At 65.1% G+C, this 14706-nt stretch carries 14 protein-coding genes; 12 read left to right on the forward strand and 2 right to left on the reverse strand.

What is annotated here, in order from left to right; genetic code table 11:
* Positions 1–64: 64 nt before the first annotated feature.
* The 8 genes from rpsA (at position 65) to trpA (ending at position 8012) form a co-directional block, all read left to right on the forward strand.
* Positions 65–1837: a 30S ribosomal protein S1 gene (gene rpsA / locus AB7F10_RS12320; RefSeq protein ID WP_428561605.1), complete on the forward strand. Its 1773-nt coding sequence runs from the start codon at positions 65–67 to the stop codon at positions 1835–1837.
* Positions 1838–2047: 210 nt separating this feature from the next.
* Positions 2048–3025 (forward strand): signal peptide peptidase SppA, encoded by a 978-nt coding sequence (sppA, locus tag AB7F10_RS12325; RefSeq protein ID WP_428561285.1) that lies wholly within the window; start codon positions 2048–2050, stop codon positions 3023–3025.
* A gap of 19 nt (positions 3026–3044) precedes the next feature.
* Entirely contained in the window at positions 3045–3341 is a 297-nt protein-coding gene (locus tag AB7F10_RS12330; RefSeq protein WP_428561288.1) for an integration host factor subunit beta, read from the forward strand.
* 118 nt (positions 3342–3459) lie between these two features.
* A complete protein-coding gene (locus AB7F10_RS12335) occupies positions 3460–3843 on the forward strand; it encodes a lipopolysaccharide assembly protein LapA domain-containing protein (protein WP_428561291.1) in 384 nt (127 codons plus the stop codon).
* A 181-nt stretch (positions 3844–4024) separates the two neighbouring features.
* Complete coding sequence (locus AB7F10_RS12340; protein WP_428561293.1) at positions 4025–5227, forward strand: EAL domain-containing protein; 1203 nt, start codon at positions 4025–4027, stop codon at positions 5225–5227.
* 57 nt (positions 5228–5284) lie between these two features.
* Positions 5285–5965, forward strand: a complete 681-nt coding sequence (locus AB7F10_RS12345; protein WP_428561294.1) for a phosphoribosylanthranilate isomerase — start codon at positions 5285–5287, stop codon at positions 5963–5965.
* Positions 5962–7182: a tryptophan synthase subunit beta gene (trpB, locus tag AB7F10_RS12350; protein ID WP_428561297.1), complete on the forward strand. Its 1221-nt coding sequence runs from the start codon at positions 5962–5964 to the stop codon at positions 7180–7182. Before AB7F10_RS12345 ends, trpB begins: the two co-directional genes overlap by 4 nt.
* Positions 7179–8012 (forward strand): tryptophan synthase subunit alpha, encoded by an 834-nt coding sequence (gene trpA, locus AB7F10_RS12355; RefSeq protein WP_428561300.1) that lies wholly within the window; start codon positions 7179–7181, stop codon positions 8010–8012. The genes trpB and trpA overlap by 4 nt, the downstream gene beginning before the upstream one ends.
* Positions 8013–8130: 118 nt before the next feature.
* On the opposite strand, the gene AB7F10_RS12360 is transcribed toward trpA, so the two are convergent.
* Positions 8131–9084, reverse strand: a complete 954-nt coding sequence (locus AB7F10_RS12360; protein ID WP_428561302.1) for an ABC transporter substrate-binding protein — start codon at positions 9082–9084, stop codon at positions 8131–8133.
* A gap of 47 nt (positions 9085–9131) precedes the next feature.
* On the reverse strand, positions 9132–10421 hold the full coding sequence (locus AB7F10_RS12365; protein WP_428561304.1) for a Rieske 2Fe-2S domain-containing protein: 1290 nt from the start codon (positions 10419–10421) through the stop codon (positions 9132–9134).
* Positions 10422–10522: 101 nt separating this feature from the next.
* On the opposite strand from AB7F10_RS12365, the gene AB7F10_RS12370 reads away from it, so the two are divergent.
* The 4 genes from AB7F10_RS12370 to AB7F10_RS12385 all read left to right on the forward strand — a co-directional run bounded on the left by AB7F10_RS12370 (position 10523) and on the right by AB7F10_RS12385 (position 14636).
* A complete protein-coding gene (locus AB7F10_RS12370) occupies positions 10523–11692 on the forward strand; it encodes a Gfo/Idh/MocA family oxidoreductase (RefSeq protein ID WP_428561306.1) in 1170 nt (389 codons plus the stop codon).
* Positions 11689–12285 carry a MarR family winged helix-turn-helix transcriptional regulator gene (locus AB7F10_RS12375; RefSeq protein WP_428561308.1) on the forward strand — a complete coding sequence of 199 codons (597 nt, stop codon included), beginning with the start codon at positions 11689–11691 and terminating at the stop codon, positions 12283–12285. The genes AB7F10_RS12370 and AB7F10_RS12375 overlap by 4 nt, the downstream gene beginning before the upstream one ends.
* A gap of 85 nt (positions 12286–12370) precedes the next feature.
* Positions 12371–13273 (forward strand): acetyl-CoA carboxylase, carboxyltransferase subunit beta, encoded by a 903-nt coding sequence (gene accD, locus AB7F10_RS12380; RefSeq protein WP_428561311.1) that lies wholly within the window; start codon positions 12371–12373, stop codon positions 13271–13273.
* Between the two features lie 37 nt (positions 13274–13310).
* Positions 13311–14636 (forward strand): bifunctional folylpolyglutamate synthase/dihydrofolate synthase, encoded by a 1326-nt coding sequence (locus AB7F10_RS12385; RefSeq protein WP_428561313.1) that lies wholly within the window; start codon positions 13311–13313, stop codon positions 14634–14636.
* Positions 14637–14706 lie beyond the last annotated feature (70 nt).

Genomic DNA, 14706 nt, shown 5'->3' on the forward strand with positions numbered 1-14706 from the left:
CCGGCCTTCCGGTTTTCCCGTCTGGGATTCCGGGGCCGCTGAAAGCTTTGCAAGCTGATTTGCACTGGCTTTCAGCCCGCGCGCCCGGAACGCCACTCAAACCCGCCGGCGCAATGATCAGAGGAATTTCATGGCTACTGCGACTGCTGCTGCACCGACACGCGAAGATTTCGCCAAGATGCTCGAAGAGTCCTTCGACCAGGGCAGCCTGCAAGAAGGCTCGGTCATCAAGGGCAAGATTGTCGGCATCGAGAAAGACATGGCCGTCATTGACGTCGGCGCCAAGACCGAAGGCCGCGTCGCGATGCGCGAGTTCGCCGCGCCGGGCCGTCAGTCCGATCTGAAGGTCGGCGACGAGGTCGAGGTTTATCTGGAGCGCATCGAGAATGCGCTCGGTGAAGCGGTGCTGTCGCGCGACAAGGCGCGCCGCGAAGAGAGCTGGGGCAAGCTCGAAAAGGCGTTCCAGGCCAACGAAAAGGTCGAAGGCGTCATCTTCAACCAGGTCAAGGGCGGCTTCACCGTCGATCTCGACGGCGCCGTGGCCTTCCTGCCGCGTTCGCAGGTCGACATTCGTCCGATCCGCGACGTCACCCCGCTGATGAACGTCAAGCAGCCGTTCCAGATCCTCAAGATGGATCGCCGCCGCGGCAACATCGTCGTCTCCCGCCGCACCGTGCTGGAAGAGACGCGCGCCGAGCAGCGCCAGGAACTGGTGCAGAACCTCGAAGAGGGTCAGGTGATCGACGGCGTGGTGAAGAACATCACCGACTACGGCGCCTTCGTCGACCTCGGCGGCATCGACGGCCTGCTGCACGTCACCGACATCGCGTGGCGCCGCGTCAATCACCCGTCCGAAGTGCTCAACATCGGCCAGCAGGTGAAGGTCAAGATCATCAAGATCAACCACGAGACGCACCGCATCTCGCTCGGCATGAAGCAGCTGCTGGACGATCCGTGGCAGGGCATCGAGGCCAAGTATCCGGTCAGCGCGCGCTTCAAGGGCCGCGTGACGAACATCACCGACTACGGCGCGTTCGTGGAACTGGAGCCGGGCATCGAAGGCCTGATCCACGTCTCCGAAATGTCGTGGACCAAGAAGAACGTCCATCCCGGCAAGATCGTTTCGACCTCGCAGGAAGTCGAAGTGCAGGTGCTGGAAGTCGATCCGGTCAAGCGCCGCATTTCGCTCGGCCTCAAGCAGACCATGCGCAACCCGTGGGAAACCTTCGTCGAGAAGTATCCGCCGGGCTCCACCGTGCAGGGCGAGGTCAAGAACAAGACCGAGTTCGGCCTGTTCCTCGGCCTCGACGGCGACGTGGACGGCATGGTTCATCTCTCCGACCTCGACTGGAAGCGTCCGGGCGAGCAGGTGATCGAGGAATACAAGAAGGGCGACATGGTCACCGCGCAGGTGCTCGACGTCGATGTCGAGAAGGAGCGCATCTCGCTCGGCATCAAGCAGCTCGGCGGCGATCCGATGGAAAGTGCCGGCGACGTCAAGAAGGGCTCGGTGGTGACCTGCGAAGTCATCAAGGTCGAGGAGCCCGGCCTCGAAGTCGCGATCACCGGCACGGACCTGACCGCCTACATCAAGCGCAACGAGCTGGCGCGCGACCGTGGCGACCAGCGCACCGACCGCTTCCAAGTCGGCCAGAAGTTCGACGCCCGCGTCACCCAGTTCGACCGCAAGACCCACAAGGTCACGGTGTCGATCAAGGCGCTGGAAGTGGCCGAAGAGAAGGAAGCCATTGCGCAGTATGGCTCATCGGACTCGGGCGCGTCGCTCGGCGATATTCTGGGCGCCGCTCTCAAGCAGCGCGATGGCGCCAACGAGTAACGATGCAAGACCGACCGCGGCCGGCGCTCAGTGCCGGCCGCGGTTCGCCATTCGAACGGGCCGGCATTCGCGCTAGAATGGCGGCCCGATTCGTTTCCCGACCGGCCGATTTGAACACGGTGTTGCCTGAAACGGCGGATTGAGTGCGCAAGCCTTCGTCTTGCCAATCCTTCGTTTCGTTTTCGGATCAGGTTCACAGGAGCGGAAACCATGTCGCTCGACGCCGACAGGATCGTCGATCGCCGCCGGATGCGGCGCAAGCTCACCTTCTGGCGCGTGACTGCGCTGCTGATCGCCATCGTCGCGGTGGTCGGCCTCGCCTTCACGCTGGTGCCGCGACGGGACATGCTCGGTTCAGGCGAGTATATCGCCCGCATCAAGGTGCAGGGGCTGATCCGCGGCAATCAGGAGCGCACCGAGGCGCTGGAGCGGCTGGCGCGGCAGAGTTCGGCCAAGGCGGTGATCGTCCATGTCGACACACCCGGCGGCACCACGGCGGGCTCCGAGCAACTGTACGATTCGCTGCGGCGCATCCAGGCGCGCAAGCCGGTCGTGATCGTGGTCGACGGTATGGCCGCGTCCGGCGGCTACATCACCGCGATCGCCGGCGACCACATCATTTCGCAGGAAACCTCGCTGGTCGGCTCGATCGGCGTGCTGTTCCAGTTTCCGAACTTCTCCGAGGCGCTGAAGACGCTCGGCATCAAGGTCGAGGCGATCCGCTCGGCGCCGCTGAAGGCGGCCCCGAACGGCTTCGAGCCGACTAGCCCCGAAGCGCGAGCGGCCATCGAGTCGATCATTCGGGATTCGTATGACTGGTTTAAGGGACTGGTGAAGGAGCGACGCAGGTTCGACGACGCTCAGCTGGCAGCGGTTTCGGATGGGCGTGTTTTCACCGGCCGGCAGGCGCTCGGCCTGAAGCTGATCGACGCATTGGGCGACGAACGGACCGCGCGCGAATGGCTGGCGCGCGAAAAGCAGATTCCGGCGAGTACGCCGGTGCGCGATTACGCGTTGCAATCGCGGTTTGGAGAACTCTCCTTCCTTCATGTCGCGGCCTGGACCTTCGAGAAGATCGGCCTGGACGGGCTTGCCCGCCAGTTCGAGGCATGGGGCGGCGCGGCCGCTATCGACCGTCTGAACCTTGACGGTCTGTTGGCGCTTTGGCACCCTTCGGTGTCGCAATAGGTCACTGAGTGGGGCGTCGATGATCAAATCCGAACTGGTGCAGCGCATCGCCGCCCAGAATCCGCATCTCTACCAGCGCGACGTCGAAAACATCATCAACGCCATCCTCGGCGAAATCACCACGGCGATGGCCGGCGGCGACCGCGTCGAGTTGCGCGGCTTCGGCGCCTTTTCGGTGAAGCATCGTCCGGCCCGAACCGGCCGCAATCCGCGCACCGGCGCCCATGTCGCGGTCGCCAAGAAGTCCGTGCCGTTTTTCAAGACCGGCAAGGAGATGCGTGAGCGGCTGAACCGCGAAGATGGCGCCGCCGAATAGCGGCGTTTCCTGCGGGGATGCCAGGATGGCCGGGGACTTTTCTCGTTAAGACGGACGTAAACGTCCTTTTGCCCGGTCATAATCACGCCCGGGCCAGTGAACGGGATTACCGCCACCGATGTTCCGCAAGATCGTCACCGCCGTCATCGTCATTCCGCTGGCCATCATCATCGTCGCCTTCGCGGTGGCGAACCGGCAGAACGTCACGGTGTCGTTCGATCCGCTGAACTCCGTGAGCCCGGCGGCTTCTGTGACGTTGCCGCTGTTCATCATCATTTTCATCCTGGTGATCCTTGGCGTCCTCGTCGGCGGAGTCGCGGCCTGGCTGCGCCAGAGTTCGTGGCGCCGCACCGCACGGCGGCTCGACGGCGAGGTGCGCCAGTTGCGTGAAGAAACCGCGCGGTTGAACGCGATGCTTAATGCGCAGGCGGCAAATCCGCGTGAAAACGAGCCGGCATCGGCGGGCACGACGCCGCTATTGCCGAATAATATGCGTCAGTAGCGCGCAAAATCGATTTGCCGCGCGATAATTCGCTTCAAACTTTCTGAAGCTCTCACGCCGACAATTAACCGAGGCGCGGACAATTGCTGTGACCGGCAATCGCCTACCGCTGCGCCGAAGCTCTTATCGTTGCTCAATGGTCGCGACAGGTGTGCTCCTCTAGCAAGAAGGCGTGACATTCATGAGCGACAACATCGTTACAAATTCCAAAGTTGTCTCCTTTACCCAACGCAATGCGCCGCTGCGTGTCTGCATTGTCGAGAACAAGTCGCACATTCGCGCATTCCTTGGAGAAATCTTCGAAGGTCTCGGCTTTTCGGCCTATGGCTGCACGGCCGCCGAGCTTGACTTCATCCTGCCCGACCTCGCGCCGGACCTCGTGCTTTTCGGTCTGTTGTCCGGCCGCGATGAATTGCGGCGGAGGCTGGCCTGGCTTTCCAGCGTGAACTACGGCGGCAAGGTTATGCTGTTCGGCGGCCGTGGCTCGCTCGACCTGATCGAAAGCCAGGAATTCGGCGAGGAGACCGGTCTGCGCATGTTGCCGTTCCTCGGCACGCCGTTCCGTGACAGCGAGCTTGCCGCCAATCTGGCGTCATTTCGACCCGTGACGGGACCGCAGCGAGTCTCCGTCGATCCCGAAGAGGCGCTGCACCAAGGCTGGCTGGAACTGCGCTATCAGCCGAAGATCGACATCAAGACCTATTCGGTGTTCGGCGCCGAAGCGTTGCTCTTCGTCAGGCACCCGGCGCGCGGCGTCAGCCTGGCCGACTTCTCGCCCTATGCCGATGGCGCCAAGGCGATGCAGGCGCTGATGCAATTCACCGTGACGCGGGCGCGTGAGGACTGGTCGATCCTGACCGCGGGCCGGACCGATCCGCTGCTGTCGTTCAACGTTCCGTTGCCGAGGCTGGAGGACCGTACCTTCGTCGACTGGCTGCGCCGCCAGCTCGCCCCTCCGACCCACTCCGGCGCGATCGCAGTTGCGATTTCCGGCGCCGAAGCGGACGGCGAGCCCGAGCGGTTGATCCGCGTCGCGCAGACGCTGGATGACTGCGGAATCGGCACGCTGATCGATTGCGTCGCCGATGACTTCGCGGGACTGCTGGAGCAGCAGGACGGCGTCTTTGCCGAGCTGAAGGCGGACCCATCCCTTGCCAACGGATGCGCCGAGGACGAGACCAAGCAGGCCGACTGCACGCGGCTGGTGCGGGCGGCACACGCTCGCGGCGCTCGCGCTTCCGCGAACGGCGTTCGTACCCGGGCCGACTTCCGCGTGCTGTCCGAGCTGGGCTTCGACGTCATTCAGGGCGCGCTGTTCGCGCCGCCGCTCGAAGCGCGCAAATTCAAGCGCCTTTTGACGGTGCACGGCCGGGCGACGGCCTGACGGGAAGCCGGGCAGGGCTTTGCGGAGAGCGGAATTAGCGGCTAGAACCGCTCCCGCATGGCTCTGATCGTCAAAATTTGCGGGTTAAAGACCCCGGAGGCCCTCGATACGGCGCTCGATTCCGGCGCCGATCAGGTCGGCTTCGTATTCTTTCCGCCGTCGCCGCGCCACCTCGGCATCGAGGCGATGGGCGCGCTCGGCAGTCGCGTGAAGGCCCGCGCCGGCAAGGTCGCGCTGACCGTCAACGCCACCGACGAGATGCTGCACGACATCGTCGAGGCGCTGAAGCCCGACATGCTCCAGCTCCACGGTAACGAGACGCCCGACCGCGTGGTTGCGATCCGCACCCGGTTCCGCCTGCCGGTGATGAAGGCGCTGGCGATCTCGGAGCGCAAGGATTTGTCGCCGATCCGGCTCTATGCTTCGGTCGCCGACCGCCTGCTGTTCGACGCGCGCGCGCCGCAGGGCGCGACGCGGCCCGGCGGCCTCGGCAGGACGTTCGACTGGACGCTGCTGAAGGACATCGACCGCGCCATTCCCTTCATGCTGTCGGGCGGCCTCGATGCCGGCAATGTCGCCGAGGCGATCGCGATCACGCGCGCGCCGGGCGTCGACGTGTCGTCCGGCGTCGAGAAGGCGCCCGGCGTCAAGGACCCCGACAAGATCCGCGCCTTCATCGCGGCCGCCCGCGCCGCCGAGCGCGCACTGGCGGCGCCGCAGAAAACAGGAACCGCATGAACGTGTCGCGTCCCAATTCGTTGCGTACCGGCCCGGACGACCACGGCCATTTCGGCATTTATGGCGGCCGTTTCGTCGCCGAGACGCTGATGCCGCTGATCCTCGATCTCGAGAAGGCCTATAACGAGGCCAAGGCCGATCCGGCGTTTCAGAAGGAAATGGACGGCTATCTCGCGCATTATGTCGGCCGGCCGTCGCCACTGTATTTTGCCGAGCGGCTGACTGAGCACCTGAAGGGCGCGAAAATCTATTTCAAGCGCGAGGAGTTGAACCACACCGGCGCGCACAAGGTGAACAACGTGCTCGGCCAGATCATGCTGGCGCGCCGCATGGGCAAGAAGCGCATCATCGCAGAGACCGGCGCCGGCATGCACGGCGTCGCCACCGCGACGCTGTGCGCGCGGTTCGGCCTCGAATGCATCGTCTATATGGGCGCGGTCGACGTCGAGCGGCAGAAGCCGAACGTCTTCCGCATGAAGATGCTCGGCGCCGAGGTGCGGCCGGTCGTCTCCGGCTCGAAGACGCTCAAGGACGCGATGAACGAAGCGCTGCGCGACTGGGTCACCAATGTCGCCGACACATTCTATTGCATCGGTACGGTGGCGGGTCCGCATCCCTATCCGGCGATGGTGCGCGACTTCCAGTGCATCATCGGCCGCGAGACGCGCGAGCAGATGATGGCCGCCGAAGGCCGCCTGCCGGATTCGCTCGTCGCCTGCATCGGCGGCGGCTCCAACGCGATGGGGTTGTTCCATCCGTTCCTCGACGACAGCGCGATCGAGATTTACGGCGTCGAGGCAGCGGGCCACGGCATCGACAGCGGCCAGCATGCGGCCTCGATCGCCGGCGGCAAGCCGGGCGTGCTGCACGGTAACCGCACTTATCTCCTGATGGATGCCGACGGGCAGATCACCGAGGCGCATTCGATTTCGGCGGGCCTCGACTATCCCGGCATCGGCCCGGAACATGCGTGGCTCAACGACATGGGCCGCGTGACATTCCTCTCCGCGACCGACGATGAGGCGGTCGATGCCCTGCAGCTTGTCAGCAGGCTCGAAGGAATTATCCCGGCGCTTGAGCCCGCGCACGCGCTGGCGCAGGTCATCAAGCTGGCGCCGAACAAGCCGAAGGACCATCTGATGGTGATCAATGTCTCCGGCCGCGGCGACAAGGATCTCGACTCGGTTGCGAACTATCTGGCGAGCCGGACGAAATGACTACACGTATCGACAAGCGTTTCGCCGACCTCGCGAAGGAAGGCCGGGCTGCCCTCGTGACCTTTCTGATGAGCGGCGATCCCGATTACGAGACCTCGCTTGCCGTCATCAAGGCGCTGCCGAAGGCCGGCGCCGACCTGATCGAATTCGGCATGCCCTTCACCGATCCGATGGCGGACGGACCGTCGGTGCAGGCCGCGGGCCTGCGCGCGCTGAAGGCCGGGCAGACGCTCAAGAAGACGCTCGCGATGGTGCGCGCGTTCCGCGACGGCGACGACGCCACGCCCATCGTTTTGATGGGCTACTACAACCCGATCTATGTTTACGGCGTTGCGCAGTTTCTCGCCGACGCGAAGGCAGCCGGCGTCGACGGCCTCATCATCGTCGATCTGCCGCCGGAGGAAGACGACGAGCTTTGCCTGCCGGCCCTGAAGGCGGGATTGAATTTCATCCGTCTTGCGACGCCAACGACCGACGACAAGCGCCTGCCGGCGGTGCTCGCGAACACCTCGGGCTTCGTCTACTACGTCTCGATCACCGGCATCACCGGCTCGGCCGTGCCGGACAGCACGGCGGTCGCGGCGGCGGTTGGGCGCATCAAGCGGCACACCAAGCTGCCGGTCGCTGTCGGCTTCGGCGTCAAGAACGCGGCGACCGCGACGGCGATCGCAAAGAGCAGCGACGGCGTGGTGGTCGGTTCGGCGCTGGTCGACGTGCTGTTGCGTTCGCTCGACGCCAATGGAAAGGCGACGGCGAACACCGTGTCCGCCGTCGCCGGGCTTGTCTCCGAACTCGCCGAAGGGGTGCGCAGCGCCCGCCGGCTAAAATAGCTGATTTTCCAAGCAATTATCTGTCATCTGCGGGCTTGTCCCGCGGGTCCCGCTTAGGATGCACTGCGTCCCTAAGCGAGATGGCCGGGACAAGCCCAGCCATGACGAGAAGAAACGCTTACCGCGGCGGAATCTGGATCAGCTCGGCGAGCTGCTCCTTGGTCAGTTCCTTGGCGGTGAACTTCAGCGTCACGGCGTCCTTCACGATGTGGTCGAGGCCGGTGATCTTGTCCGGGTTGACCGACGCGGGCGGGAAGAAGCCGTCGCGGGTGCGCTTGGCCTTCGCCTCGGTGATCTTCAGCCACTCGGAATAGATCTTGATGCACTTCGGATCCTTGTACATGCAGTCGACCGTCTCGCGGTACGCCTTCATGTAACGGTTGATCGCGTCCTTCTTGTCCTTCAGCGACTGCGCGTTCGCGATGTTCAGGCGCACGGTCTGGCCCTTGAACGCAGAGGCGTCGTTGCCCGTCGCGACGATGCGAATCTGCTTGGCGTCGAGCTGGTCGAGGCCGAACGGCGGCGCGGCCCAGCCGACATCGACCTGGCCCGACATTACCGCGGTGAGGTTCGCCGCCGGGCCGCCCATCGCGGTTGGCTTCGCGGTCAGCTTGTACTCGTCCATGAAGGCGCGGACGATGCCGTGCGTCGAGGACCCGTTGGTCGAATAGGCGAGCGTCTTGCCAGCGGTGTCCTTCAGCGACTTGATTGGCGAATCCGCCTTCACATACCAATAGAGATCGCCGGCACCGGTGGTCTCCGCGCTGATGATGCGCACCGGTGCGCCCTTGGAATAGGCGCCGAGCACGCCCATCACGCCCGCGGCGACGCCGATATCGACGCTGCCGGAAATCACGGCCTGCTGCGTCTCGCCCGCGCCCTGCGTGTAGACGATCTCCAGAACGAGACCGTGCTTCTTGAAGATGCCGGCGCGCTGGCCGACTTCCGACATCGAGGTATCCCAGTTGCCGCGCTGGCCGACCGCCAGCTTCAGCGTGTCCTCAGCGGCGGCAAGGTTTTGCGCGCCGAGCAATGCCAGCGCAGCGAGCGCGCCGGTCCAGATCGTTTTCATCGTTTCTCCTCCCATGTTGAACGTCGTTTCTTGTTGCGGACCGCCGTTCAGGCGACCCGGTCTTTCAGGTTTTCGCTGCCGCCGCCGAGCGAGCGCCAGTTCACCGTCTTGGGCACCACGCCTTCGAACGAGCTGATGCCGGCATGCGGCAGGCGCGGCTGCGTGGTGCCGATCGCCGGCTTGCCGTCGGCGAAGTCGCGCGCGGCCTCCAGCATCAGGCGGCGGAACGCGGCGACCGCGACGTCGCTGTGGCCGAGCTTTTCCTGTTCGCGGCTGCCGATCGGGCCCATCGATTCCCACATCGCGATGTCCTGGTTCGGAATGCCCTTGATGCCGGTGAAGTTGCCGGCCGCCATCGCGGCGCGATCCTGCTTGTACAGATTGTCGCGCGTGCGGATGCCGTTGAAGTGCTCATCGACGTCGACGCCCCATTCCAGCACGTTGAACTTGCGCCAGGTGTCGGCGTCGATGCCGGGCTTGTCGGCGCCGTTCCACGCGATGAAGTAGAAGATCGTGTGAGTGTCGTCCTCCGGCGTCAGCAGCGTCGCGACGTTATGGACGTTGTTCGGCGGAATGAGTGCGGTGAACGGCGCGATGTAAACCGTGGTGCGGATGTAGTCGTGGGTCGTTTCGTTGTGAATCGGCTTGCGGATCGCCGCGTAGCGGAAGCCGTAGCTGGTGCGCTCGATCTGGAAGCGCGGCGCCTTGTCGGTCGAGGGGCGCAGCCAGTTGACGTCGGTCGCCTTGGCGCCTTCGACCTGCGCCGGCACCATGTCCGACGAATGCAGGCTCGAGGAATGCGCCGAGTCGATCTGCCCCTCGAGGATCTGCGCCCAGTTGCAGTTGACGCGCACTTTCGTCGCGCTGACGCGCGCATCCGGCGTCGGCGCGAAGGCGGGCGGCTCGAACTCCGGCATCGTCTCGGCCGGGCCGAGATAGGTCCACACGAAGCCGCCGGCCTCGCGCGCCGGATAGGCCTTCTGCTTGATCCGCTGCGGGATGCTGGTGCCCGGTGGCTCGGAGGCCATCTCGACGACATTGCCTTCGACGTCGAATTTCCAGCCATGATAGAGGCAGCGCAGGCCGCATTCCTCGTTGCGGCCGAACACCAGCGATGCGCGGCGATGCGCGCAATATTCGTCGAGCACGCCGAGCCGGCCTTTGCTGTCGCGGAACACCACAAGATCCTCACCCAGCAGGCGGACCTTCACCGGCTTGCCGTCCGCCTCCGCCACTTCCTCCGAGAGGCAGGCGGCGATCCAGTGACGGCGCATGATCTGCCCCATCGGGGCATCGCCTTCGACGCGGCAAAGAAGGTCGTTTTCTTTCGGTGTCATTCTGGCATCCTCCCGCGCAAGGAATTTTCCTCGCGCGATTATTCTTAGATATCTAAGATTAGACTAGTGAAAATGTCGATGACTGTCGAGGCGGGATAGGCGTGGCCGAACGGGCAATAAAGATCGGCGTGGCGGGGCTGGGGCGGGCGTTCAGCCTGATGATCCCGGCTTTTGCCGGCGATTCACGGGTTTTCCTTGTCGCCGCGTCCGATCCGCGCGCCGAGGCGCGCGCGCGGTTCACGCATGATTTCGGCGGCCGCGCGCATGAGACGGTCGAGGCGCTCATCGCCGATCCCGAACTCGACGCGATCTATGTTGCAACGCCGCATGGACTGCACGCGCGTCACGCCACCATGGCCGCGCAGGCCGGCAAGCATGTGCTGGTCGAGAAGCCGATGGCGCTGACGCTCGAGGACTGCGCGGCAATGATCTCGGCGGCGGACCGTGGCGGCGTGCATCTCGTCGTCGGCCACAGCCATTCGTTCGACGCGCCGATCCGCCGCGCGCGCGAGTTGATCGCGAGCGGCGAATTCGGCGCGGTGAAGATGATCACCGCGCTCAACTACACGGATTTTCTTTATCGTCCGCGCCGGCCGGAAGAACTCGACACCGCGCAGGGCGGTGGCGCGGTGTTGAACCAGGCGGCGCATCAGGTCGACATTGTGCGCCTGCTCGGCGGCGGCCGCGTGGTGTCGGTGCGCGCGATGACCGGCGTGTGGGATCGCGCGCGGCCGGTCGAAGCCGCTTACGCCGCGCAGCTCATATTTGAGAGCGGCGCTTTCGCCTCGCTCATCTATAGCGGCTACGGCAATTTCGACTCCGACGAGTTCCAGAACTGGATCGGCGAGATGGGTCGCCGCAAGCAGCCTTACGCGCAGGCGCGCGGGGCGCTGCCGCCGGGTGACGGCGAAGCTGCGTTCAAGAACGACCGCAACTACGGCGGCGCGGCCTACAAGCCGCAGCCGGACGAGGCAGAGGCCTATCAGCAGTTCGGCCTGTTCATCGTGAGCTGCGAGCGCGGCGACCTGCGGCCGATGGCGGACGGCGTGATGATCTATCAGAACGGAACCGCGCGCCGCGACGTACTGCTCCCGCCAACGGTGCCGCGCGGTGAGGTGATCGACGAGCTTTACGATGCCGTCGTTCACGGCCGCGCGCCGCTGCATGACGGCCGCTGGGCGATGGCGACGATGGAAGTGTGTCTCGCCATGTTGCGCGCCGCTCGCGAAAGCGGCGAGGTTGCGCTCGAACATCAGGTCGCCGTCAGATGAGCCGCAGCAAGACATCCGGGAAGTCGTCCGATACGGAGGTCATCCTGCGGCACTGGCGCGAGGCGCTGCCGGACGACCGGCTCGCGCATCTCGTCAAGGATGCAACGCGCGCGCTGGTGCGGGCGCTGACGATCCGCCTCGCCGAGCACAAGGTATCGTTCGGCTACTGGTCGTTCCTGCGTATTCTCTGGGAAGGCGACGGCATGACTCAGCGCGAGTTGAGCGAGCAGGCCGGCGTGATGGAGTCGACCACCTTCGCGGCGCTGACCGCGATGGAGCGGTTCGGCTATGTCGCGCGCCGCCGCAAGCCGGGGGACCGCAAGAAGGTCTATGTGTTCCTGACGCCGAAGGGCCGCCAGTTGAAACGCAAGCTCGTGCCGTTGGCGGAGGAGGTCAACCGCATCGCGGTCCGCGGCGTGGCGAAGGCGGACATCGTCGCGACGCGCGCGGTGCTGCTGTCGATCATCGAGAACCTGGCATCCGATGAACTGGCCGCCGACCGGCGCATGCCGTCGACCCGCGTTCTTGCCAATCGCGCCGGCCCCTTGCGTAGCCGCCCACCCCGGGCCAAGGCCCGCAAACGCGCCAAATAAAGGTCGTCTTTGCCGGCAAGGTAACGCTCCGGTTAACCGCCGGCGGGAGTGGATTTGTCGTCCGTTCGGGACTACATCAGAGCCCATGAACTGGATTTCCAACGTCGTTCGCCCGAAGATTCGCAGCTTCCTGCGTCGCGAGACGCCGGAAAACCTCTGGATCAAGTGCCCGGATACCGGACAGCTCGTCTTCTACAAGGACGTCGAGGCCAATCAGTTCGTCATCCCGTCATCGAACTACCACATGCGCATCAGCGCCGGCGTGCGGCTGAAGTCGCTGTTCGACGGTGGCGAGTTCGAAGAGATCGCGATGCCGGAGGTTCCGGTCGATCCGCTGAAGTTCCGCGACGAGCGGCGCTACGCCGACCGGCTGAAAGACGCGCGCACCAAGACCGGCCTTGCCGACGCGATGAAGGTCGGCCTCGGCAAGCTCGACGATTTGCCGGTGACGGCGGCGGTACAGGATTTCGATTTCATGGGCGGTTCGCTCGGCATGGCGGCGGGCGAGGCTGTGGTGACCGGCGCCGAAACCGCGGTGAAGCGCGGCACGCCGTTCATTCTGTTTGCGGCTTCCGGCGGCGCGCGCATGCAAGAGGGCATCCTCTCGCTGATGCAACTGCCGCGCACCACGGTCGCGGTGCAGATGCTGCGCGAGGCGAAGAAACCTTACATCGTCGTGCTGACCAATCCGACCACCGGCGGCGTCACCGCGTCCTATGCGATGCTGGGTGACGTTCACATCGCCGAGCCCGGCGCGCTGATCGGCTTTGCCGGCCCGCGGGTCATCGAGCAAACCATTCGCGAGAAGCTTCCCGAAGGCTTCCAGCGCGCCGAATATCTCGAGGCGCATGGCATGGTCGACATGGTCGTGCATCGCCACCAGTTGCGCGAGACGCTGTCGCGGCTGTGTCATCTGCTGATGAAGGCGCCGCCCGGCGAGGCGAGAGCCGCGCTGCCGGCCATGGCAGCTGTTCCGGCCGCGAGTTGAGGCGCCAGCCGCCAAGGGCGGCAGATCGATTGCGGCCATGACAGACATCGATTCCATCCTCACGCGGCTCACGGCGCTGCACCCGAAGCGCATCGACCTGTCGCTCGATCGGCTGTGGCGGTTGCTGGAGAAGCTCGGCCACCCGGAACGCAAGCTGCCGCCCGCGATTCATGTCGCCGGCACCAACGGCAAGGGCTCCACGGTCGCATTTCTGCGCGCCATCCTCGAAGCGGCGGGCAAGCGCGCGCATGTCTACACCTCGCCGCATCTGGTGCGTTTCAACGAGCGCTTCCGGCTGGCCAATCCGCTGGGCGGTCCCGGCGTGCTGGTCGGCGACGAAGAGCTTGCCGCCACGATCGACGAATGCGAACAGGCCAATGACGGCGAGCCGATTACGGTGTTCGAAATCACCACCGCGGCCGGGCTGTTGCTGTTCTCGCGTCACCCGGCCGATGTGCTGGTGCTCGAAGTCGGTCTCGGCGGCCGTCTCGACGCGACGAATGTGATCGACAAGCCGCTCGTGTCCGTCATCACGCCGGTGTCGATCGACCACACCGATTTTCTCGGAGACACGCTCGCCGCCATCGCCGCCGAGAAGGCCGGCATCATCAAGCGCGGCTGTCCGGTCGTCGTCGCGACGCAGCCGCGCGATGCGCTCGGCGCGATCGAGCGGCAGGCGGCACGGCTTGGCGCGCCGATCCGCATCGCCGGAGAGAACTGGACGGCGACCGAGGAGCGCGGCCGTCTCGTCTATCAGGACGACGATGGGCTTCTGGATCTGCCCGCGCCGAAATTGCTCGGCCGCCACCAGTTCGAGAATGCGGGCGTCGCCATCGCCGCGTTGCGCGCCATCCCGTCACTCAGGATCCCGCATGCTGCGTTCGAGGCGGGCATCGTCAATACCGACTGGCCGGCGCGCATGCAGCGGTTGACGCAAGGCAGGCTGCTCGATCTCGCGCCGCTCGGCAGCGAGCTGTGGCTCGACGGCGGTCACAATCCCGACGGCGGCCGCGCCATCGCCGCGGCGCTCGCCGACATTGAGGAGCGCGTGCCGCGTCCTCTGGTGCTGATCGCGGGCATGCTGACGACCAAGGATTGCTCCGGCTTCCTGCGCAATTTCACCGGTCTGGCGCGCCGGCTGATTGCGGTGCCGGTGCCGGATGCGGAGAAGGGCATGCCAGCCGAGGAGTTGTCGGCCGCGGCGCGCGCCATCGGCCTGTCGGCGACCAGCCGCGACAATCTCGACGAGGCCTTTGCCGCGGTCGTGAAACTCGATCTCGTGCCGCCGCCGCGCATTCTCATCACCGGTTCGCTGTACCTCGCGGGCGCGGTGCTGAAGGAAAACGGCACGCTGCCGGTTTAGCTCGCCGCTCGAAAAGCAAAACGGCCGGGCGCTGGCCCGGCCGTCATGAAACCTGTTTTAAGAGCGGCGA

The sequence above is a fragment of the Pseudolabrys sp. genome, assembly GCF_050250095.1.
Lineage (GTDB): Bacteria > Pseudomonadota > Alphaproteobacteria > Rhizobiales > Xanthobacteraceae > Pseudolabrys.